At 70.4% G+C, this 22,692-nt stretch carries 17 protein-coding genes; 9 read left to right on the forward strand and 8 right to left on the reverse strand.

Annotated features, from left to right (window positions below; all coding sequences use genetic code 11):
- Positions 1 to 9: 9 nt before the first annotated feature.
- Positions 10 to 2,373, reverse strand: coding sequence for an arylsulfatase (locus tag F0U47_RS00180; protein WP_149748303.1), 2,364 nt, complete (start codon positions 2,371 to 2,373; stop codon positions 10 to 12).
- Positions 2,374 to 2,574: 201 nt separating this feature from the next.
- Here F0U47_RS00180 and F0U47_RS00185 point away from each other — a divergent pair, with 201 nt between their 5' ends.
- From F0U47_RS00185 to F0U47_RS00200, 4 genes are all read left to right on the forward strand, one after another.
- The gene (locus F0U47_RS00185) at positions 2,575 to 3,471 is read left to right on the forward strand and encodes a LysR family transcriptional regulator (RefSeq protein WP_149748304.1); all 897 of its coding nucleotides are present in this window, start codon (positions 2,575 to 2,577) and stop codon (positions 3,469 to 3,471) included.
- A 147-nt stretch (positions 3,472 to 3,618) separates the two neighbouring features.
- Positions 3,619 to 4,590 carry an ABC transporter substrate-binding protein gene (locus F0U47_RS00190; RefSeq protein ID WP_188111101.1) on the forward strand — a complete coding sequence of 324 codons (972 nt, stop codon included), beginning with the start codon at positions 3,619 to 3,621 and terminating at the stop codon, positions 4,588 to 4,590.
- Entirely contained in the window at positions 4,587 to 5,819 is a 1,233-nt protein-coding gene (locus F0U47_RS00195; RefSeq protein WP_149748306.1) for a quaternary amine ABC transporter ATP-binding protein, read from the forward strand. Before F0U47_RS00190 ends, F0U47_RS00195 begins: the two co-directional genes overlap by 4 nt.
- Entirely contained in the window at positions 5,812 to 6,723 is a 912-nt protein-coding gene (locus F0U47_RS00200; RefSeq protein ID WP_149748307.1) for an ABC transporter permease, read from the forward strand. Before F0U47_RS00195 ends, F0U47_RS00200 begins: the two co-directional genes overlap by 8 nt.
- A gap of 111 nt (positions 6,724 to 6,834) precedes the next feature.
- On the opposite strand, the gene F0U47_RS00205 is transcribed toward F0U47_RS00200, so the two are convergent.
- The 6 genes from F0U47_RS00205 to F0U47_RS00230 form a co-directional block, all read right to left on the reverse strand.
- Positions 6,835 to 7,824: an ABC transporter substrate-binding protein gene (locus F0U47_RS00205; protein ID WP_149748308.1), complete on the reverse strand. Its 990-nt coding sequence runs from the start codon at positions 7,822 to 7,824 to the stop codon at positions 6,835 to 6,837.
- A gap of 39 nt (positions 7,825 to 7,863) precedes the next feature.
- On the reverse strand, positions 7,864 to 9,864 hold the full coding sequence (locus F0U47_RS00210; protein WP_149748309.1) for an ABC transporter permease: 2,001 nt from the start codon (positions 9,862 to 9,864) through the stop codon (positions 7,864 to 7,866).
- Positions 9,861 to 10,937 (reverse strand): quaternary amine ABC transporter ATP-binding protein, encoded by a 1,077-nt coding sequence (locus tag F0U47_RS00215; RefSeq protein WP_149748310.1) that lies wholly within the window; start codon positions 10,935 to 10,937, stop codon positions 9,861 to 9,863. The genes F0U47_RS00210 and F0U47_RS00215 overlap by 4 nt, the downstream gene beginning before the upstream one ends.
- Complete coding sequence (betA, locus tag F0U47_RS00220) at positions 10,934 to 12,634, reverse strand: choline dehydrogenase (RefSeq protein WP_149748311.1); 1,701 nt, start codon at positions 12,632 to 12,634, stop codon at positions 10,934 to 10,936. The genes F0U47_RS00215 and betA overlap by 4 nt, the downstream gene beginning before the upstream one ends.
- Positions 12,635 to 12,646: 12 nt before the next feature.
- On the reverse strand, positions 12,647 to 14,086 hold the full coding sequence (locus F0U47_RS00225) for an aldehyde dehydrogenase family protein (RefSeq protein WP_246159340.1): 1,440 nt from the start codon (positions 14,084 to 14,086) through the stop codon (positions 12,647 to 12,649).
- A 241-nt stretch (positions 14,087 to 14,327) separates the two neighbouring features.
- Positions 14,328 to 15,140, reverse strand: a complete 813-nt coding sequence (locus F0U47_RS00230) for an IclR family transcriptional regulator (RefSeq protein WP_149748313.1) — start codon at positions 15,138 to 15,140, stop codon at positions 14,328 to 14,330.
- A gap of 303 nt (positions 15,141 to 15,443) precedes the next feature.
- Here F0U47_RS00230 and F0U47_RS00235 point away from each other — a divergent pair, with 303 nt between their 5' ends.
- The 4 genes from F0U47_RS00235 to F0U47_RS00250 are packed head-to-tail and all read left to right on the forward strand — an operon-like array spanning position 15,444 to position 19,396.
- Positions 15,444 to 16,343 (forward strand): bifunctional methylenetetrahydrofolate dehydrogenase/methenyltetrahydrofolate cyclohydrolase, encoded by a 900-nt coding sequence (locus F0U47_RS00235; RefSeq protein ID WP_149748314.1) that lies wholly within the window; start codon positions 15,444 to 15,446, stop codon positions 16,341 to 16,343.
- Positions 16,340 to 17,212 (forward strand): dihydropteroate synthase, encoded by an 873-nt coding sequence (gene folP / locus F0U47_RS00240; protein ID WP_149748315.1) that lies wholly within the window; start codon positions 16,340 to 16,342, stop codon positions 17,210 to 17,212. The genes F0U47_RS00235 and folP overlap by 4 nt, the downstream gene beginning before the upstream one ends.
- Positions 17,213 to 17,219: 7 nt before the next feature.
- Entirely contained in the window at positions 17,220 to 18,065 is an 846-nt protein-coding gene (locus tag F0U47_RS00245; RefSeq protein ID WP_149748316.1) for a methylenetetrahydrofolate reductase, read from the forward strand.
- Positions 18,062 to 19,396, forward strand: coding sequence for a bifunctional folylpolyglutamate synthase/dihydrofolate synthase (locus F0U47_RS00250; RefSeq protein ID WP_246159341.1), 1,335 nt, complete (start codon positions 18,062 to 18,064; stop codon positions 19,394 to 19,396). The genes F0U47_RS00245 and F0U47_RS00250 overlap by 4 nt, the downstream gene beginning before the upstream one ends.
- A 44-nt stretch (positions 19,397 to 19,440) precedes the next feature.
- On the opposite strand, the gene F0U47_RS00255 is transcribed toward F0U47_RS00250, so the two are convergent.
- Entirely contained in the window at positions 19,441 to 20,088 is a 648-nt protein-coding gene (locus tag F0U47_RS00255) for an anthranilate synthase component II (RefSeq protein WP_149748317.1), read from the reverse strand.
- A gap of 117 nt (positions 20,089 to 20,205) precedes the next feature.
- On the opposite strand from F0U47_RS00255, the gene F0U47_RS00260 reads away from it, so the two are divergent.
- On the forward strand, positions 20,206 to 22,644 hold the full coding sequence (locus tag F0U47_RS00260; protein ID WP_149748318.1) for a GcvT family protein: 2,439 nt from the start codon (positions 20,206 to 20,208) through the stop codon (positions 22,642 to 22,644).
- Positions 22,645 to 22,692 lie beyond the last annotated feature (48 nt).

Below are 22,692 nucleotides of genomic sequence, written 5' to 3' on the forward strand. Positions count from 1 at the left end.
CTCCGTGCCCTACTGGGAGACGTACACCCGTTGGCGGCGCTGGGCTTCCTCCGCGGGGCTGCTCGGCGGGGTCGGGCCGTCGAGGTCGATCCGCACCGTGTGCACGGTACCCGTGAACGCGTTGTCGACGGCCGGATAGTCCTCGCTCACCGGGGTGCCGAGGTCGACGCCCACGTCGAGGGTCTCGTCGAAGGAGAAGTAGTACGGGATCGTCTGCTCCACCCGACCGTCCGCCACCTTGGTGCCGTCGACGACCAGGGCGACGTCTCCGCCGAGCCCGTGGCCGCCACCGTCGTAGTGGAACTCCATCCGGACCTCGTGGCGCCCCGGGCTGAGCTCATCGTCGGAGCCGACGATGAAGTGGACCAGGTCGAAGTAGTTGTAGGCGTACCGGACCCGGCCCTCGGCGCAGTACAGGGACCACCCGCCGAACCGCCCGCCCTGCGCCACGATGACGCCGCCCGCGCCGGTCGGGGGGATCTCGACATCGGCGGTGATGCTGTGCGACCTGTTCTTGACGTTCGGCGTGGTCTCCTCCGTGAAGCGCCGCATGCCGCCGCGGTAGGTGACGGACTGCCGGTCGCCGAGCAGGTCGATCCGGCCGGCCAGGGTGGGGTTCTCGCGCTCGGTCACCCGCGGGTCGAGAGGGAAGACGTTGTACTTCGCCGCCTCGATGAGGAACAGGTCCTGCAGCTCGCGCAGTCGCTCCGGGTGGTCGCCGGCCAGGTCGTGGGCCTGCGAGAAGTCGGTGTCGACGTGGTAGAGCTCCCACACGTCGTCGCTGAACGACCGGCCGCCCTCGGGGATCATCTCCCAGGGGATGCCGTGGCGGGTCACCGCCATCCAGCCCTCGTGGTAGATGCCGCGGTTGCCGCACATCTCGAAGTACTGCGTACGACGCCGGTCGGCCGCGTCGGCGTCCGCGAACGTGTAGCGCATGCTCGTGCCCTCGACCGGCTGCTGGTCGACACCGGCCACCGTGGTCGGCTGCGGGATGCCGGCGCAGTCGAGCACCGTGGGCAGGATGTCGATGACGTGGTGGAACTGGTGCCGGACGGCTCCTCCGTCGGGGACGCCGGCGGGCCAGTGCACGATCAGTCCGTCCCGGGTCCCTCCGAAGTGGGAGGCGACCTGCTTGGTCCACTGGAACGGCGTGTTCAGCGCCAGCGCCCACCCGACCGGGGCGATCGGATAGGTCTCGGGACCGCCGATGCGATCGAGGTCGGCGAGCATCGCCTCCGGGTCGTCGACGATCCCGTGGCCGAGGCGGTGCTCGACGGTGGTGCCCTCGATGCCGCCCTCGCCGGACGCGCCGTTGTCGCCGAGCAGGTAGATGAACAGCGTGTTGTCGAGCTCGCCCAGCTCCTCGAGAGCAGCGACGAACCGCCCCACCTGGTGGTCGGCGTGCTCGGTGAAGCCGGCGAAGGTCTCCATGAACCGGCTCGCCAGCCGACGCTGGGTCTCCGACAGCTCGTCCCAGTGCGGGACGTTGTCGGCCCAGCGCGCGAGCTCGGTGTCGGCAGGCACCACGCCGATCTGCTTCTGCTGAGCCAGGGTGCGCGCGCGCTGCTCGTCCCAGCCGTGGTCGAAGCGGCCGCGGTACTTCTCCTGCCACTCGGGGGCGACGTGGAGCGGCGCATGGGAGGCGCCGAAGGCCAGATAGGTGAAGAACGGGCGGTCCGGGGTGAGGGTGCGCTGGGTCCGCACCCAGTCGATCGCCCGGTCGGCCAGGTCCTCGGACAGGTGGTAGCCGTCCTCGGGGCGCCGGGTCGGCTCCACCGGCGTGGTGCCGTCGTACAGCAGCGGGTGCCAGTGGTTCATCTCCGCACCCATGAAGCCGTAGAAGGTGTCGAAACCCTCGCCGGTCGGCCAGCGGTCGAAGGGGCCGACCGCGCTGATCTCCCGGGGAGGGGTCTGGTGCCACTTCCCGAAGGCGGCGGTGCTGTAGCCGTTGCCCTGCAGGATCTGGGCCAGCGTCGCGGCCGAGCGGGGGCGGAAGCCGTTGTAGCCCGGCGCCGACGTCGCCATCTCCGTGGTCCCGCCCATCCCGACCGAGTGGTGGTTCCGACCCGTCATCAGCGCCTGACGTGTCGGCGAGCAGAGCGCGGTGACGTGGAAGCGCGAGTAGCGCAGCCCGCCCCGGGCGAGCGCGTCGGCAGCGGGCATGGCGCACGGTCCGCCGAACGCGCTCGAGGTCCCGAAGCCCAGGTCGTCCATGACGACGATCACCACGTTCGGCGCGCCGTCAGGTGGTGCGGTGGGGCGGACGGGATCGAAAGCGGCGGTCTGGCTCTCGACGCCGAGCGCCGTGGTGACGACCTGTGCCCGGTCGGGCTCGGGAAGGACGTGGCGCCCGGCGTGGAAACGGGTCATGGATGGGGACTCCTCGGGAAGAGCTCGACTGAACGGGGCGGGGCCGCGGACGCGGAGCGCGGCGTCTTCGACGGTGGCAGGGGCCCAACTCCCCGAGCAAGGGCTCGGACGATCGGACCAAGACCGGTTTCCGATGCGAGCCATTCACCATGTCTATGCGAGGTCTGCCCGTCGAAGGCTGTCGAGGGCTAGAGTCACGCCATGGAGAGGCGGCACCTCGAGTACTTCCTGGCGGTCGCCGAGTCGGGGAGCTTCACCCGCGCCGCTGCGATGCTGATGATCGCGCAGCCGTCCTTGTCGCACTCGATCGGAGCGCTCGAGCGCGAGCTCGGCACCGAGCTCTTCGAGCGGCTGGGGCGAGGCGTCAAGCTGACGCCGGCAGGCGAGGCCCTGATCGAGCCGGCCCGGCGGGTCCTGCGGTCGTTCATCCTCGCGAAGGGGTCCGTCCGGAGCGTCGCCGACGCCGGCTTCGGTCGGCTGTCGATCATCTCGGGAACGCTGTGGGCGATCGAGCCGCTCGTCGGGATGATCGGTGAGTTCCGCCGGGTCCACCCCGCGGTCCAGTTCACGGTCGCCGACCCCCTGTCGCGCTCCGAGGTGCTGGACGCGGTCCGGTCGGGCGAGGCGGACTTCGGGCTGCTCGACGGCACTCCTCCGGGAGGAGCCCTCGCCAGTCGTTGGCTCGTCGACCACGAGCTGGTCGCCGTGCTCCCCAGCCAGCCGTCGTTGTCCGCGCTGTCGATGACCGTGGGGGACCTGGCTCGCCTCGGCCTGATCAGCACACCCAAGGGCACACCGCTGCGCGCGTTGCTCGACGAGCAGCTCGAGCTGGCGGGACTGCCGGACGAGGTCGCCGTCGAGACAGCCCACCTGGCATCGGTGATCCCGCTCGTGCTCGCGGGGGCAGGCGCCGCCCTGCTTCCCGAAGGTCTCGCCTCGGACGCCGCGGCCAAGGGGGCCCGGGTGGTGAGGCTGACGCAGGCCACCCGCGCGTCCGTGCACCTGCTGTGGCGGGCCGGCCGGCTCAACAGCCTGGGCGAGCACTTCCTCGCCGTGGGGAGCGATCTCTACGGACAGGCCGGCCCCGGCAACTCATAGACAGTGTCTATGTGGCAGTTAGGCGGCTGGTCTAAGTCTCTGGACCCTCCACCCTCCAATTCCGAGTGTGAGTGGTGTCACGATGACGGCGTCCGCATCCGCCTTCTTCGGATCTTCCGGGCCGCCAAGACTTCCAGGAGCTACATCATGAGATCGATCCGTTCGTCATCGACCCTCGTCCTCGCGGCGGTGTGCGTCGCCGCCCTTGCCACGGGCTGCGCGTCCGACGCGCAGAAGGGCGACGACTTCGCCGCGAAGGACGACGGAGGCGGTCCCGGCTCCGTCACGTTGATCGAGCAGCCGTGGGTCGACCTGCAGGTCGAGAACGAGATCGCCCGGCAGCTGCTCGACGAGCTCGGCTACACCGCGTCGATCGAGTCGGTGTCCGTGGAGCTCGGCGCGCAGGCGCTGGTCACGGGTGACGCCGACGCCTACCTCGGGAACTGGTGGCCCTCCCAGGAGCCCACCTACGGCAGCCTCATCGACAGCGGCCAGATCGAGGTCGTCAACGAGGAGCTGCTCACCGGTACGCAGTACGGGCCGGCCGTGCCGGGAGCCGTCGCCGAGGACCTCGGCATCTCCTCGCTCGCGGATCTCGACGAGCACGCGGAGGAGTTCGACCGCAAGATCTACGGGATCGAGCCCGGCTCACCCGGCAACGAGACGATCCAGGCCGCGATCGACGACGACGCCTACGGGCTCGGCGACTGGACCTTGGTCGAGAGCGGCACGCCGGCGATGCTGACCCAGGTCGACAAGGCCGTCAAGGACGGTGACGCGATCGCCTTCCTCGGCTGGAGCCCGCACTGGATGACGGTCGAGTTCGAGACCGTGTTCCTCGAGGACCCCGAGGGCGTGTGGGGCGGGGGAGGGCAGATCCGCACCGTGATGCGCTCCGGGTTCGCCGACGAGGCCCCCGACATCGCCACGTTCCTCGCGAACCTCGCCTTCACCACCGAGGAGACGGGCCAGTTCTACTACGACCACGACAAGGCAGGCATGAAGATCAGCGACATCGCCAGCGCGTGGATCGAGGCGAACCCGGACAAGGTGAAGACCTTCCTCGAGGGCGTGAAGTCCGCCGACGGCGAGGACGCCGAGGCGGTGGTCTTCGGATGACCGCCGGCAACGTCGCTCATGCCGACGACGGCGAACGCTTCGCCATCGTCGGGCGCCACCTGACGAAGGCGTACGGCATCAGCGAGCGCAAGGCGGCCAAGGCGCTCGCGGCGACTGACCCCGCCGCGGCCGTCGCGGCTGAAGGCGGGTTCCTGGGAGCCCACGACGTCAGCTTCAAGGTCCGCGAGGGCGAGATGTTCGTCGTGATGGGCCTATCGGGGTCCGGGAAGTCGACGCTGCTGCGGATGATCAACCGGCTCAACGAGCCCACCTCGGGTGAGCTCCTCATCGACGGCGAGGACATCGTGACCGCGCCGAAGGCGCGACTTCGCGAGCTGCGCAACAAGAAGATCGGCATGGTGTTCCAGCACTTCTCGCTCTTCCCCCATCGGACCGTGCGGGACAACGCCGCCTACGGGCTGAAGGTCCGCGGGACGCCCAGGACCGAACGCCTCGAGCGCGCCGACGCGGCCCTCGCCCGCGTCGGCCTGGGCGGGAAGGGTGACAAGTTCCCCCACGAGCTCTCGGGCGGGATGCGCCAGCGCGTCGGTCTCGCCCGGGCCCTGGCCGTCGACCCGCCGATCCTGCTGATGGACGAGCCCTTCTCGGCGCTCGACCCGCTGATCCGGCGTGACATGCAGGACCTGTTGGCCGGGCTGCAGGCGGAGGACCGGCGTACGACGGTGTTCGTGACCCACGACCTCAACGAGGCCATGCGGATCGGTGACCAGATCATGGTGATGCGCGACGGAAGGGTCGTCCAGGTCGGGCCGGGCATCGACATCGTCGCCAGGCCGGCGGACACCTACGTGAGCGAGTTCGTGTCCGACGTCGATCGGGCCCGGGTGCTCACCGCACGGGACCTGCTGCGGCCGGCGCTGCTGAGCCTCGACGTCGAAGAGCTCCCCGAGGTCGCGCTGCGCAAGCTTGCCGACAACGAGGCCAACGGCGCCTTCGTGATCGACGGCGACGGACGACTGGTCGGTGTCGTGTCCGACACGGACCTGCACAGTGCGGTCAACGCGAGGCGACGGGACCTGTCAGCCGTGGTGACCAGTGACTACCACCCCGTCGAGCCCGACGCGGTCGTCGGCGACTTCATGCACCATGCCGGCCGCCACCTCGTGCCGATCACCGTCGTCGACCCGGACGGTCGCCTGGCGGGCGTCGTGCCCCGCGCCGCCATCCTGTCCGCCCTTTCCAGCGCCCGGGAGGCCGCTCATGCCTGACTTCAAGATCGGTGAGCGAGGCGAAGAGCTCATCACCTACCTGCGCGAGCACTTCGGTGGCTTCTTCGACCTCGTCCAGCGGGTCATGACCGACCTGCTGCGGTTGACCTACGAGGTCCTCGCCGCCCTGCAGCCGCTCGCCATGATCGCGATCCTGGTGGCCGTCGCCCTGCTCGCGACCCGCCGGGTCGGCGTCACCGCGGTGCTGGCGGTCGGGCTGCTGCTGATCGAGTCCATGGACCTGTGGTTCGACACCATGGAGAGCATGGCGACCGTGCTGGTCGCGACGGCGGTCGCCCTGGCCGTGGGGATCCCGATCGGCATCTGGGCGGCATTCAACTCCGTCGTGCGCGCCGTCGTGACGCCGCTGCTCGACTTCATGCAGACGATTCCCGTCTTCGTCTACCTGCTGCCCACGGTGCTGTTCTTCGGCATCGGCCCGGTCCCCGGGGTGATCGCGACGATCGTCTTCGCGGCACCGCCGGCCGTGCGCCTGACCCAGCTCGGGATCCGGCAGGTCGACGCCGAGACGGTGGAGGCGTCCATCGCCTTCGGCGCGTCTCGGTGGGAGGTCCTGCGCGAGGTGCAGCTGCCGCTCGCGAAGGCGACGATCATGGCGGGCGTCAACCAGGTCATCATGCTGGCTCTGTCGATGGTGGTCGTGGCGGGACTGGTCGGCGGCGGCGGCCTCGGCAGCATCGTCGTCAACGCCGTCCAAAGCCTCCAGATCGGCGCGTCCATCGAGGGCGGTCTCGCGGTCGTCATCCTCGCGATGTACCTCGACCGGGTCTCGGCGGCGCTGGGCGGCCAGGGGCGCGGCAACCCCGCGTGGTGGCCGCGGCGTCGGGCCGCTGCCGCGGTCGAGATCGCCCAGGCCGAGACGAGGGAACCCGTTGCGGCCTGAGCCGACCGGTCCGGCACCGGGCCGGTGCGGACGAAAAGCCTCGCGCCCGGCCGGGAGTCGATGCCCGGCCGGGCGCGTGCTGGTCCTTCGTCGGACGGACGTCCGCTCAGGTCACTGGGGAAGCCAGGCCTCGACCTTGTCGGGGTTCTCCTCGACCCACAGGGCGGCCGCGTCCTCAGGGGACATGCCGTCCTCGGAGATGTACTTGGCGACCTGGTTCTGGTCCTCGTTGGTCCACTCGAAGTTCTGGACCAGCTCGACGCCGGGACCGCCCTCCTCGACCCAGGAGGTCGAGAGGATCTTCTTCAGCACGGTCTCGGGATAGTCGCAGTCCACCTCGGCCGGGTCGTCCTGGCAGCCCTCCTCGAAGGGCGGCAGCGCCACCTTGGCCAGCGGGAGCTCGGCGAACAGCCACTGCGGCTCGTAGAAGTAGCCGATCAGGAACTCCTTGTTCTTCTCCGCCTGCTGGAAGGCGGTGATGCTCGCCGCCTCGCTGCCGGAGAAGACGACCTCGAAGTCGAGGCCCAGGTTGCTGATGATCGCCTCGTCGAACTGGACGTACGACGGGTCCGCGCCCAGGAACTGGCCCTTGTCACCCGTCTCGGACGTGGCGAACTCCTCGGCGAAGTCGTTGAGGTTCTCCCAGTCGAGGACCTCCGGGTGCTCCTCGGCCAGCCACGGCGGGACGTACCAGCCGATGACGCCGACGTTGCCGTTGGGACCGCCGTCCATCGCGCTGCCGTCGCCCTGCTCGGCGAAGAACTTCTTCTCCAGGTCCGGGTGGCCCCAGTCCTCGATCACGACGTCGACGTCGCCGGTGCCGAAGCCCTGCCAGGCGACGTCCTCCTTCAGGTCCTTGTAGGTGACCTTGCAGCCGAGGGTCTCCTCGGCGACGTGCCCGACGACGTAGGCGCTCGCCTCGTAGCCGACCCACGGGTTGATCGCCATGTTGATGTCGCCGCAGTCGCCGAACTCGGCGGCCCGCTCCTCGTTGGCCTCGGTCTCCTCGGCGATGCTGCCGCCGCCGCACGCGGTGAGCGTGAGCGTCATGCCCGCCGCGACCGACGTCAGGGCGGTCAGCCGCCTTCTTGGACTACGCACTTTCGATCTCCTTGGTTGTTTGGTGTTGCGTGTGCACTGCTACCGAGACGTCTTCTGCGCGGCCCCGCGGGCGATCCGGTCGACCATGATCCCGAGCAGGACGATGCTGAGGCCGGCCGCGGCGCCGAAGCCCCACTCCTCCGAGCGTGCGAAACCGAGCACGACGTCGTAGCCGAGGCCACCCGCGCCGACGAGGCCCCCGATGACGGCCATGGCCAGCACGTAGAGCAGGCCCTGGTTGGCAGCCAGCACCAGGGACCCGCGGGCCATGGGCAGCTGGACCTTGGTGACCTCCTGCCAGGTCGTCGACCCGGTGGAGCGCGTCGCCTCGAGCGTCGTCGGCGAGACCGCCTTGACGCCGTCGGCGACGAGCTTGATCGCGACCGGCGCGGCGTAGACGACGCCGGCGACGATCGCCGTGAAGCGGGTCGGTCCGAAGAGCGCCAGGACCGGGATCAGGTACACGAAGGGCGGGATCGTCTGACCGGCGTCGAGCAGCGGGCGTAGGGCCAGGTCAACCTTGGGACTGCGGGCCATCCACACTCCGAAGACCAGCGCCAGCGCCATGACCAGCACGGTGCCGACCAGGGTCATCGTGAGCGTGATCATGGCGTGGTTCCAGAGCCCGAAGTACAGCAGGCCGGCCACGCAGACCAGCGTCGGTACGGCGGCGCGGAAGCCACCGAGCACGAAGGCGAGCAGGAGCAGCGCTCCTGCCGCGAGCCACCACGGCGACTCCGCCAGCAGGGACTCCAGCGGGTTGAGCAGCACTGTGCTGATCGCGTCCTTGAAGCCCTGCGTGAGGTCACGGAAGGTGTCGGTGAACCAACCGAAGAACTCGTTCACGGCGTCGGCGAGCCGGGGCCCCCAGGTCGAGTCGCCGAACTCCGCCGCCCAGGAATAGGTCCGGGACAGGTAGAGGCAGACGAGGACGGGCACCCCCGCGACGGCGAGCATGATCCGTCGCCGCTTCCGGTCGACTCCGCCCCGCGCAGCCCGCTCGCCGTACTCGCTCGCGGCGGTGGTGGTCCGGTCGAGCATCACCGCGATCACCACGATGAGCGCGCCGGGCACGAAGGCGCCGCCGACGTTGACGGTCTTGAGGAAGTCGAGCACCGGCTGCCCGAGCCCGGGCCCGTCCACGAAGGCGGCGATCGTCGCCATCGAGAGGGCAGCGAGGGTCGTCTGGTTGAGCCCGACGACGATCGTCTTGCGGGCCATCGGCAGCTGGACCTTGGTGAGCCGCTGCCAGCGGGTCTGGCCCGCTGAGTCGGTGGCCTCGATCGTCGTCGCCGAGACGGTCCGGATGCCGTGGCCGGCAACCCGGATGATCGGTGGCAGGGCGTAGAGCAGCGTGGCCACGACGGCCCCTGACGCGCCGATGCCGAAGAACAGCGCGATCGGCGCGAGGAAGACGAAGGTCGGGATCGTCTGGAAGACGTCGAGGATCGTCGTCATGACCGCGTTGACGGCCCGGTTGCCGGTGCCCATCAGGACCGCGAGGGGCATGCCGACCAGAACGGCGATCGCGACGGCGACGAAGGTCACGATCAGCAGGTCGACGGCGTCCGACCAGTAGCCGAAGATCCCGAAGGACAGGAAGGACGCGGCGACCAGGAGCGCGATCCGCCAGCCCGCGACGGCGAGCCCGATCCAGACGGCGACGGCCGTCACGCCCAGCCAGCCGATCTCGGGCACCGGACGCGGGAAGTTCTCGACCGACACCATCCGCTGCAACCAGTCGACGACAGAGGTGAACCAGGAGCCGATCTCGTAGGTGAGCTGGATGAGCGGGTTGTCGGCGCGGCTGGCGATCACCGAGTCGCGGAACTCGGCGAGGGCGTCGTGGACGCCGGTCCGCTCACGGCCGGCGAGTGCGAGCGTGTCGTTGCCCTTCGTCAGCGCCCAGATGACCACCCAGAGGACGACGACGCCCAGGGCCCAGGCCCAGCGCGAGGAAGGCACCCACCGCTTGACCTCGACCGGCGGCGACTTGTCCGGCCGGGCGGCCCCGGGACGGGGAGGCGCGAGCGTGCTCATGCGTGGTCTTCCTCCGCCACGACCACCCGCAGGATCGCGTCGTCGTCGACGATGCCGATCACCCGCTCCTGGCTGTCGACCACCCGCACCGGGTGCTCGGAGGCCAGCGCAGCCTTGGCGGCCTGTCGCACGATCGTGTCGCAGGACATCACCGGGCCGTCCATCGAGTCGTCCGGTCGCGGGGCCCGCATCACCCACTTGAGCGTGAGCACGTGGGAGCGCGGGACCTCCGAGACGAAGTCGCGCACGTAGTCGTCGGCCGGAGCGCCCACGACCTCGTCCGGAGCGCCGATCTGCACGATCTCGCCGTCGCGCATGATCAGGATCCGGTCGCCGAGCTTGAGCGCCTCCTGGAGGTCGTGGGTGATGAAGACCATCGTCTTGCCGAGCTCGCGGTGGAGCCGGATCACCTCGTTCTGCATGTCGCGGCGGATCAGCGGGTCCAGGGCGGAGAACGGCTCGTCGAAGAGCAGGATGTCGGGGTCGCCTGCCAGCGCGCGGGCCAGTCCGACCCGCTGCTGCATACCGCCGGAGAGCTGGTCCGGGTAGGAGTGCTCGAACCCGTCCAGGCCGACCAGCGAGACGATCTCGGCGGCCTTCGCCCGCCGCTCCTTCTTGCCGACCCCCCGGATCTCGAGGCCGTAGGCGACGTTGTCGATGACCTGGCGATGGGGCAGCAGCCCGAAGTGCTGGAAGACCATCGACACCTGCTTGCGGCGCAGGTCGCGCAGCTCGGCCTCGGAGGCGGTGGTGACGTCGACGCCGTCCATCCGAATGGTGCCGGCGGTCGGCTCGATCAGCCGGGTCAGGCAGCGGACGAGCGTCGACTTTCCGGAGCCCGAGAGCCCCATGACGACGAACACCTCGCCCGGTGCGACGTCGAAGGACACGTCCTTCACGCCGGCGACACAACCCGTCTTGCGCTTGAGCTCGGCGCGCGGCAGGTCGGCGTCCGGCGTGCCGATGATCTTGTCCGCTCGCGGACCGAAGATCTTCCAGAGGTTGCGCACCGACAGGGCGGGCTCTCGTTCGTCCACGGCGGTCTCCTCCACGCGCTCGGACATGATCGTCATGGCTGCTCCTCGTTGTTGCGGCTGTCGCCGGGCGGGTAGAGAGGCGTGTCGTCGCGGTAGCGGTAGTACGGCACGTCAGCCGGGGGGAGGGGAGTGTTGCCGGCGATCAGGTCGGCGGCCTTCTCGGCCACCATCATCACCGGCGCGTAGATGTTGCCGTTGGTGACGAACGGGAAGACGGAGGCGTCGACGACCCGCAGTCCTTCGGTCCCGTGCACCTTCATCGTGCTCGGGTCGACCACCGACATCTCGTCGATGCCCATCTTGGCGGTGCACGAGGGGTGAAGCGCGGTCTCGGCGTCCTCGGCGACCCACTTCAGGATCTCCTCGTCGGTCTCGACCGACGGTCCCGGCGAGATCTCTCCGGCGTTGTACGGCGCGAACGCCGGCTGGGTGAGGATGTCGCGGGCCACCCGGACCGCCTCCACCCACTCCTTGCGGTCGGTCGGCGTCGACAGGTAGTTGAAGAGCAGGGACGGGTGCTCGCGCGGGTCGGTGGACTTGATCCGCACGTGACCGCGGGTGTCGGCGTACATCGGGCCGATGTGCACCTGGTAGCCGTGCCCCTCGATGGGCGAGCTGCCGTCGTACCGGATGGCGATCGGCAGGAAGTGGAACATCAGGTTGGGGTAGTCCACCTCGTCGTTGCTGCGCGCGAAGCCGCCGCCCTCGAAGTGGTTGGTCGCGCCGAGGCCCTTGCGCTGGAACAGCCACTGGTAGGCGATCTTCGGTCGCTGGTGCCAGCGCAGGCCGGGCGCGATCGAGACCGGCTGCTTCGAGGCGTACTGGATGTAGACCTCGAGGTGGTCCTGCAGGTTCTCGCCGACGCCCGGCAGGTCGTGGACGACGTCGATGCCGAGCCCGCGCAGGTGCGCCGCGTCGCCGACGCCGGACAGCTGGAGGAGCTGTGGCGTGTTGATCGCGCCACCGCAGAGGACGACCTCGCCCGCCTCGACGCTGCGACGCCGGCGACCGGCGCGCTCGTAGTCGACGCCGACGGCGCGCTGGCCACGGAACCGGACCCCGGTCACGAACGCCATGGTCTCGATGTCCAGGTTCTTCCGGTGCCGCACGGGATGCAGGTACGCGCGGGCGGCGGAGAGCCGGCGACCGCGGTAGACGTTGCGGTCGAATCGGGCGAAGCCCTCCTGCCGGTAGCCGTTGACGTCGTCGGTGAGGTGGTAGCCCGCCTCCTGCACGGCCTGGAAGAACGCGCCGAACAAGGGGTTCTCGGCCGGACCGCGCTCGAGCTTGAGGGGGCCCTCGCCGCCGCGCCAGTCGTCGGCGCCGGCCAGGCAGTTCTCCATGCGCTTGAAGTACGGCAGGCAGTGGAGGTAGTCCCACTCCTTCATCCCGGGCTCGGCCGCCCAACGCTCGTAGTCGAGCGGGTTGCCGCGCTGGAAGATCATCCCGTTGATGCTGCTCGAGCCGCCCAGGACCTTGCCGCGAGCGTGGAAGACCCGGCGGCCGTTCATGTGCGGCTCGGGGTCGGTCTCGTACTTCCAGTCGTAGAGCCGGTTGCCGATCGGGAAGGGGAGCGCGGCCGGCATGTGGACCAACGGGTCGAACCGGTAGTCGCTGTGCCCCGCCTCCAGCACCAGCACGCTGGTGCCCGGGTCGGCCGAGAGCCGGTTGGCGAGGGCGCATCCCGCCGAGCCGCCGCCCACGATCACGAAGTCGTAGCGCTTCGAAGCCATATGTCGTCGTCCTTATCCCGCGAACCAGCGCTGCTCGGCCGGTCGGATGTTGTGCCAGATGTGCTTGGTCTCGCGGTACTCCTCGAGACCGGCCAGCCCGAGCTCACGCCCGATGCCGGACTGCTTGAAGCCGCCCCATTCCGCTTGCGGAACGTAGGGGTGGTAGTCGTTGATCCAGACCGTGCCCATCCGCAGCCGGGCGGCGACGCGCTGCGCCCGACCGGAGTCCTGGGTCCACACCGCGCCCGCCAGCCCGTAGATGCTGTCGTTGGCGATGGCGACGGCCTCGTCCTCGCCGGTGAACGTCTCCACGGTCAGCACCGGGCCGAACGACTCTTCCTGGGTGACGCTCATGTCGCTGCGGCAACCGTCGAGGATCGTCGGCAGGTAGTAGTAGCCATCGGACAGGGCGGGATCGTCCGGGCGTCGTCCGCCGCAGCGGAGCACGGCACCTTCGGCGAGGCCGGCGGCGACGTACGCCTCGACCTTGTCGCGGTGGGCGGCGCTGGTGAGGGGCCCGGACTCGGCCTTCTCGTCGAAGGGCCCGCCCAGCCGGATCCGCTCGGCGCGGTCCACGAGAGCGTCGACGAACTCGTCGTGCACGGACTCCTCGACGAGGAGCCGGGCTCCGGCCGAGCAGACCTGGCCCGAGTGGAGGAAGACCGCGGTGAGGGCGAAGTCGAGGGCCACGTCGAGGTCGGCGTCGGCGAAGACGATGTTGGGGTTCTTGCCGCCGAGCTCGAGGGCGACCTTCTTCACGGTGCCGGCCGCTGCGGCCATCAGCAGCTTGCCCGTGGACAGTCCGCCGGTGAACGATACGAGGTCGACGCGGGGGTCCTCCGAGAGCGGAGCGCCTGCCTCGGGACCGGCGCCGAGGACGAGGTTGCCGACTCCAGCGGGAAGCCCGGCCTCGGCGAGCAGCTTCATCAGGTGGATGGCCGTGTGGGGGGTCAGCTCACTGGGCTTGAGGACGAAGGAGTTGCCGGCAGCCAGGCACGGCGCGACCTTCCACGAGGTCTGCAGCAACGGGTAGTTCCACGGGGTGATGAGGCCGCAGACCCCGATCGGCTCGTGCACGACCCGGCTGACGACGTCGGGGTTGCCGGTGTCCACGACCCGGCCGGAGTCCTCCGCGGCGGTGCGGCCGTAGTGCCGGAAGACCGCGACGACGTCGTCGACGTCGTACTCGGACTCGACCAGGCGCTTGCCGGTGTCCAGCGACTCGAGCCGGGCGAGAGAGTCCTTGTCGCGCTCGAGGAGGTCGGCGACCCTGAGCAGGAGATCTCCGCGTTCGCGGCTGGAGGTCCGCGGCCAGGGGCCTTCGTGGAAAGCCCGGTGCGCAGCGCCGATGGCGTCCTCGGTGTCCTCGCGACCGGCCTCGTCGACCTCGCCGACCAACGTGCCGTCGGCGGGGCAGACGATCTCGCGGCGGCCCCCAGCGCGGGCGCTCACCCACCGACCGTCGACGTACAGTGCTGGCACGATTCCGACCCCATCTCCAGGGAGCCCGGAGTAGCGCATCGCGCAACCCTTTGCTTCCCTCGCAACTTGTTGGTGCGTCGAGAATGGGTGCGGACGCGTTCCCGTGTCAAGGGTTACGCCCGCCGTAACGCAACGTTCATCGGCGACGTCGCCGGTCGGGAACTCGTGCGCAGCCGGGGCCGGCTGGCCGCTGGCGGGCGGAGATGAGGTGCTAGCCGAGCCAGCCCATGCGCTGGCTGATGCGCTCGCCGGCCGCCTTGAAGTCGGCGGCGATGGACTCGATCCTGGCCTTGTCGAAGCGGTACGCCGGGCCGGACGCGCTCACCGCGCCGACCACGGCTCCGGTGTGGTCGCGCACCGGCACGGCGGCGGCGTTGAGGCCGGTCTCGAGCTCCTCGAACGCGGTCGCGAAGCCCTCCTGGCGCGCCTGGGCGAGCTGCCCCATCAGCACCTTGCGGGAGGTCAGGGTGTGCTCGGTGTAGGGCTTCAGGCCGGCCGCGTCGAGCACGCTGTCGAGCCGCTCCTCGCTCATGTAGGCGAGCAGGATCTTGCCGCTCGACGTCGCGTGCAGCGGCGTCAGCTGGCCGACCCAGTTCTGGCTGGCGACGGCCGCCGAGCCCAGGGCCTGCTGGACGTTCACCGCGTAGTGCTCGCGGACCACGGCGAGGTTGATGGTCTCGTCGAAGCGCTGGGCCAGGTCCTCCAGGACCGGCTGGGCCTGCCGCACGATGTCGAGACGGGCGGGGATCGCGCTCGCGAGCCGCAGCACCCCGAAGCCGAGCTGGTACTTCCCGCGCTCGGAGTTCTGCTCCACCAGGTCGCGCTCCTCGAGCGCGGCGAGGAGGCGGAAGGCGGTGGACTTGTGGACCCCGATCTCGGCGGCCACGTCGCTCACGCCGGCGCTGCCCTCGCGGGCCAGGATCTCGAGCACGCTGACGGCACGGTCGACCGACTGGACTCCGCCGGGAGCCTCGCTGCCCTCGCGCGGGGCTCGGCCGTTCGTCTTCTGCTCGCCGTTGCTCATGGCGCAACTCTACGTGATGCCACTGCGGATCGGGGGACCAAACCGGGTCATGTGACCCGGATCATTCGAGGGACGCGGCGGATCGGGCCCGGACTGACCCCTTGACAGGGGAACGCTGCGACTCGCAGACTGTTGCGCATCATGCACATCGTTGTGTAGTTCGCACCAAGGTGGAGAAATGATCCGAGTCTGCCCGCTGTCTGCACTCCCTCGAGAGGCCCTCCGTGTCGACGCCGAGCCCCCGATCCCGGTGCGGCCGCCCTCCGCTCAACGCTGCCCCCGTGCCGGCCTGAGATGAGCAAGATGACCACTGCGACACGGATCGACGGCAAGCGGGTTGCCGCTGACATCAAGCAAGAGCTGGCCGTGCGGGTGAGAGCCCTGCGCGGTCAGGGGAGCCGACCGGGGCTGGGCACCATCCTGGTCGGCGAGGACCCGGGCAGCCACGCCTACGTGGCCGGGAAGCATCGCGACTGCTCCGACGTCGGGATCGCCTCGATCCGGGTCGAGCTGCCGGCGACCGCCAGCCAGGCCGAGGTCGAGGACGCCGTACGCCGCCTCAACGACGACCCGGCGTGCACCGGCTTCATCGTCCAGCTCCCGCTGCCGGCGCACATCGACACGCACCGCGTGCTCCAGCTGATCGACCCCGACAAGGACGCCGACGGGCTGCATCCGACCAATCTCGGCAAGCTCGTGCTCGGCATGCCGGGCCCGCTCCCGTGCACTCCGCGGGGGATCATCGAGCTCCTCCGCCAGCACGACGTGCCGATCACCGGCCAGCGGTTCTGCGTGATCGGCTGCGGCCTCACGGTCGGCCGTCCGCTCGGGCTGATGCTCACCCGGCCCACCGAGCACGCGACCGTCACGCTGTGCCACGAGGCGACCGTCGACGTCGCGGCGCACACGCGCGCCTCCGACGTGGTGGTCGCCGCTGCCGGCGTCGCGCACCTGGTCAAGCCGGACTGGGTGCGGCCCGGCGCGACCGTGCTGTCGGTCGGGATCACCCGCACCATCGAGGGGATCCTCGGCGACGTCCACCCCGAGGTGGACACGGTGGCGGGCAAGGTCAGCGGTGCGACCGGCGGCGTCGGCCCGATGACGCGCGCCATGCTGCTGACCAACATCGTCGAGATCGCCGAGCGGGGCCTCGACCAGCAGCCCGGCAGCGGCCTGGCCGCGCCCTCTCTCGAACTGGCATGACGACCCTCCAGCACGCCCCGCGCGTGCGACCGTCGGCACCCGAGCTCGAGCGGTGCCGGGTCATGGGCATCGTCAACGTCACGCCCGACTCGTTCTCCGACGGCGGCCGGTTCGGCGACGCGCAGGTTGCGATCGAGCACGGCCTCGCCCTCCTGCGACAGGGCGCGGACCTGGTCGACGTCGGCGGTGAGTCGACGCGGCCCGGCGCGGAGCGCGTCGCCGAGGACGAGGAGCTCCGGCGGGTCGTGCCCGTCGTACACGCGCTGAGCTCGGCCGGCGCCCAGGTGTCGGTCGACACCATGCGCGCGTCGGTCGCGGCCGCCGCGGTCGACGCCGGCGCCACGCTCGTCAACGACGTGTCGGGAGGCCTTGCCGACCCCGGCATGCTGCCGTTCCTCGCGGACGCCGGCGTGGGCTGCGTGCTCATGCACTGGCGGGCGCACTCGAAGCTGATGCAGGAACGGGCCACCTACCGCAGCGTGGTGGAGGACGTCCGCAGCGAGCTCGCCCGCCGCTGCGACGCAGCCATGGCCGCGGGGATCAGCGCGGACCGGATCGTCCTCGACCCCGGCCTGGGCTTCGCCAAGGAAGCGGGCCACAACTGGTCGCTGCTGGCGCGGCTGCCCCGGCTGATGTCCCTGGGCTTCCCGCTGCTGGTCGGGGCGTCCCGCAAGCGTTTCCTCGCCGAGTGCGTCGACTACGGCGGCCTCGACCCAGCCGAGCCGGCCGACCGGGACGACGTGTCGGCCGCCGTGGCCACGGTGGCGGCGGTGACGGGTGTCTGGGGCGTGCGCGTCCACGACGTCCGCCCCGCTGCGGCCGCTGCGAGGGTCGCGGCCCGGCTGGCTGCCGAGCGGCCGGGGCGGTAGGTCCCCGATGCTCACCCGCACCCGTGCCGACGTCGTACGGCGGCTGCTGGCCAACGCCCGCTTCGAGGTTCTCCCGACCGCGCGGGTCGAGGAGGCCGTTGCCACGCACCTCCGGCCCGGCCGCACGGTCACCGTGACGGCGTCCCCGTCGAAGGGACTGGAGGCGACCCTCGCGCTGACCGAGCGGCTCACGGCCCGCGGCTACGACGTCGTGCCACACCTCGCCGCCCGGATGATCACCGGCCGCTCCGAGCTGGTGGAGATCGCCGACCGTCTCCGGGCGTCGGGCGTGACGACGGTGTTCGTGCCGGCCGGGGACGCAGACCCGGTCGGCAGCTACGCCGGCGCGCTCGACCTGCTCGACGACCTGGTCGCCATCGGCAGCCCCTTCGCGCAGGTGGGGATCACCGGCTACCCCGAGTCCCACCCGACCATCCACGACGACGTCACGGTCCAGACCATGTGGGACAAGCGGCGGCACGCCACCCAGATCGTCAGCAACCTGACGTTCGACCCGCGGGTCCTGACCTCCTGGGTGCAACGGGTCCGGGCGCGCGGCGTGACGACGCCGATCCTCGTCGGGCTCCCCGGCCCCGTCGACCGGACAAAGCTCCTGAGCATGGCCACGAAGATCGGCGTGGGGGAGTCGACGAAGTTCCTCGCGAAGAACCGCGGCGTCTTCGCCCGGATCGCGGCCCCGGGTGGCTACGACCCGCTGCGCCTGCTCAACCGCGCGGCGGGGGTCCTCGGCGACGAACGTATGAACGTCACCGGGCTCCACCTCTTCACCTTCAACCAGGTCGCCGAGACCGAGGCCTGGCGCCGCGCCCAGCTGGCCCGGTGGGAGCGGTGAGCGCGGTCACGGCCGGGACGCCGGAGGTCTCGCTGGCAGGCGTCGAGCAGCAGCTGCTCGCCCGCTGGCCCGAGACCCGGATGGACCCCACGCTCGACCGCGTCGCCCTGCTCCTCGGCCTGCTCGGGAGGCCCCAGACGCAGTTCCGGTCGATCCACCTGACGGGCACGAACGGCAAGACCAGCACCGCCCGCATGGTCGAGTCACTGCTCGCGGCGACCGGGAGCCGGACCGGACGGTTCACCAGCCCTCACGTCGAGACCATGCGCGAGCGCATCAGCCTCGATCTGCAGCCCATCGAGACCCAGCGCTTCGTCCGCTGCCACGAGGCCGTCGCCGAGCAGGCGGCCCTGGTCGACGCAGCGTCGGCACACCCGGTTTCTTTCTTCGAGATGACCGTCGCCATGGCCTACCACGCGTTCGCCGACCACCGCGTCGACGCGGCCGTGGTCGAGGTCGGCATGGGTGGCCGCTGGGACGCGACCAACGTCATCGACGCCGAGGTCGCCGCCATCCTGCCGGTCGCGCTGGACCACACCGATTACCTCGGTCCTACGGTCGGGGCGATCGCGGCGGAGAAGGCGGGCATCATCAAGCCGGGCTCCGTCGCTGTCTCGGCGCGTCAGCCGGACGACGTCGCGGCCGTCCTCCGTGCTCGTGCTGACGCCGTCGGCGCAGAGCTCGTGGTCGAGGGCAGGGACTTCGCGCTGGCGCGGCGCTCGCCCACGGCGACCGGTCAGCTCGTGTCGTTCCGCGGGCTCCACCGGGAGTACGACGAGGTGCCGCTCGCCCTGCACGGAGCGCACCAGGCGCAGAACGCCGCGGTGGCGATCGCCGCGGTCGAGGCCTTCCTGGGCGGTCCGCTCGACCTCGGCCTGGTGCGCAGCACGCTGCGACAGGTCACCTCGCCCGGTCGGTTCGAGGTCAGGGCCGGCTCGCCGCCCGTGGTCCTGGACGTCGCCCACAACCCGCACGGCGCCCGCGCCCTGGCGCGCAACCTGGCCGAGCGCGGGCCGGGTCGCACGATCGCCGTGCTCGCGGTGATGGGGGACAAGGACGTCGCGGGAGTGGTCCGTGAGCTGGAGACCGTGGTGGACACGGTCGTCTGCGCCCGCAACTCGAGCCCACGGTCCCTGCCGGCAGAGGAGCTCGCGGCGCTTGCGATCGACGTGTTCGGCGCGAGCCGCGTCCGTCGCGCCACCGACGTGTCCTCCGCGCTCGCCGTTGCACGCGCCCTTGCCGACACCGGTCCCGGGTCGACGGACGTCGTCCTCGTCACCGGGTCGGTCGTCACGGTCGGAGATGCGTGCAGCGTGCCCACCGACGGCTGACGGGTCGCTGCGCCAGCAGCACTGCCCCTGCCCGGGCCCGCCCGTCAGCTCGGGGTTGGGTGTCGACGCCTGCGTCGGCGCCCAACCCCACCTTCCCCGACCGGTGCGTCGCCCGACCGGAGGAAGTTCCGGACCAGCCGGGCGCCGTACTGGCTGAGGACCGACTCGGGGTGGAACTGCACGCCGTGCAGCGGGCGGGTCCGGTGGCGGACGCCCATCACCACCGTCCGCTGCTCCTCGTCCCGGCAGGTCGCCGTGACGACCAGGTCGTCGGGGATCCGGGTGGCGGCGAGGGAGTGGTAGCGCACCGCCGGGTACGGCGACGGGATCCCGGCGAAGACTCCGCTCCCGTCGTGGTGAACCGTCGCGACCTCACCGTGCGCCGGGCGGACCCGCTCCACGGTGCCGCCGTACGTCGTGACCAGCCCCTGCATGCCCAGGCAGACGCCGAGGACGGGGACCGTGGCCGCCCGCAGGACCTCGCTGCCGATCGCGAAGTCGCTCGGCTCGAGGGGATGGCCGGGGCCGGGGGAGAGCACCACGCGGTCGTAGGACAGGACGTCCGCCACCGTCGTCGCGTCGTGCTGGACGACGTCGGGGAGCACGCCCGTCACGGCGGCGATCAGGTGCACGAGGTTCCCCACGTAGGAGTCGTGGTGGTCGACCACGACCACGCGTGGGGTCGGCGTCACGGCGTCCCTCCAACACGTCTGAGAAATCGGGCGGTCAAGCCTCTTGACGCCACACTTCAGCAGAAGGCATTGTTGCTGTCAACGCAATACAGTGCAGATTACGCAACAGGAGGAACCGTGGCTGGACGACGGACGGTCATCATCGGTGCCGGAGTGGTGGGGGCGGCGCTGGCCGACGAGCTGTCCGCGTGCGGCTGGACCGACATCACCGTCGTCGACCAGGGCGACCTTCCCGTGACCGGCGGATCGAGCTCGCACGCCCCCGGACTGGTCTTCCAGGCCAGTGGCTCCAAGGTGCTCACCGAGATGGCCCGCTACACGGTGGAGAAGTTCGTCTCGTTGCAGCACGAGGGCCGGTCCTGCTTCCTGCAGGTCGGCGGCCTCGAGGTCGCGACCACGCCGGAGCGCCTCGCCGAGCTGCACCGCCGGCACGGCTGGCTCACCTCCTGGGGCGTCGAGGCCGAGGTCGTCGACGCCGACCGCTGCGTGGAGCTGCACTCGCTCGTCGACCGCAACCAGATCCTCGGCGGCCTGTGGTGCCCGACCGACGGTCTGGCCAAGGCGCTGTGGGCCGTCGAGGCGCAGATCGAGCGGGCCAAGGGCCGTGGCGTGAAGTTCCTCGCCCGCCACGAGGTCACCGACATCCGCGTCGAGGACGACAAGGTGGTCGGCGTCGTGACGGACCACGGAGAGCTCCCGGCCGAGGTCGTCGTCTCGTGCGCGGGCATCTGGGGCCCGAAGGTCGCCGCCCTGGTCGGCCTGGACCTCCCGCTCACCCCCCTCGCGCACCAGCTGGCCGTGACCGGCTCGATCCCCGAGGTCGCCGGCCAGACCGACGAGGCGATCCGCCCGATCCTGCGCCACCAGGAGCATGGCCTCTACTACCGCGACAACTTCGACGGGCTGACCATCGGCTACTACCACCACGAGCCGATGCCGATCTCGGCGTACGACATCCGGGCGGTCGACGAGACCGAGGAGATGCCGTCCGTCCTCGAGTTCACCCCGGAGGACTTCGAGCCGGCCTGGGCCGAGACGCAGGTCCTGCTCCCCGCCACCAACGACACCAAGGTCGAGGAGGGCATCAACGGCCTCTTCTCCTTCACCACCGACGGCATGCCGCTGCTCGGCGAGTCGCGTGAGGTCAAGGGCTTCTGGGTCGCCGAGGCCGTGTGGGTCACCCACTCCGCGGGCGTCGGCCGTGCCATGGCCGAGTGGCTGGCCAACGGCTACTGCGAGACCTTCGACATCCACGAGTGCGACGTGAACCGCTTCGAGGACTACCAGATCGCCCCGGCGTACGTGCTCGAGCGCGACTGCCAGAACTTCCGCGAGGTCTACGACATCCTGCACCCGCTGCAGCCGATGGACTCCCCGCGCAACGTCCGTCTCTCCCCGTTCTTCAGCCGCGAGGAGGAGCTCGACGCGTTCTTCCTGCCGGCCAACGGCTGGGAGCGCCCGCACTGGTACGGCGCCAACGCCGGCCTGCTCGAGCGCTACGACATCCCGACCCCCAACGACTGGGCCGCGAGGTACTGGGACCCGATCGTCGGCGCCGAGGCGAAGGCGACCCGCGAGGGCGTCGCGATGTACGACATGACCGCCCTCAAGCGGATCAACGTCACCGGGCCCGGCGCCGTCGACTTCCTGCAGCGCCTGTGCACCAACGACGTCGACAAGTCGGTCGGCGCGGTGGTCTACACCCTGCTCCTCGACGTCGACGGCGGCATCCGCAGCGACATCACGGTCGCCCGTCTGGGCAAGCACCACTACCAGGTCGGCGCCAACGGCGCGCTCGACATCGACTGGTTCGAGCGGCACCTCCCCGAGGACGGCACCGTCCAGGTCACCGACATCACGCCGGGCACCTGCTGCATCGGCCTGTGGGGCCCGAAGGCCCGCGACGTGCTCGCCGGCATCACCGACGCCGACATGACCAACGACGGTCTCAAGTACTTCCGCGCGAAGTCCCTCACCATCGGCAACGTCCCGGTCACTGCCTGGCGCCTGTCGTACGTCGGCGAGCTGGGCTGGGAGATCTACACGACCGCCGACCTCGGCCAGCGCCTCTGGGACACCCTCTGGGAGGCCGGCCAGGAGCACGGCATCATCGCCGCCGGCCGTGGTGCCTTCAACAGCCTCCGCCTGGAGAAGGGCTACCGCTCCTTCGGTGGCGACATGACCAACGAGCACGACCCGTACGAGGCCGGCCTCGGCTTCGCGGTGAAGCTCGACAAGGGCGACTTCATCGGCCGCGACGCGCTGATCGCCCGCAAGGAGCACCAGACCAGGACGCTGGCCTGCCTGACGATCGACAGCACCGAGGACGTCGTCCTCGGCAAGGAGCCGGTCTTCGCCAACGGCAAGCCGGTCGGCTACGTCACGTCCGCGGCCTACGGCTACACGATCGAGAAGGGCATCGCCTACGCCTGGCTGCCGCTCGAGGTCGCCGAGGTCGGCACCGAGCTCGAGATCGGCTACTTCGACAAGCGGGTGAGGGCCGTCGTCACCGCCGAGCCTCTCTTCGACCCGAAGATGACCCGCCTCCGCGGCTGAACACCTAAGTCTCTCCTTCCTTCTCAACCCCTTCTTCCTTCGGAGGTT

Origin of the sequence: Nocardioides antri (genome assembly GCF_008373765.1) — a bacterium.
Taxonomy (GTDB): domain Bacteria; phylum Actinomycetota; class Actinomycetes; order Propionibacteriales; family Nocardioidaceae; genus Nocardioides; species Nocardioides antri.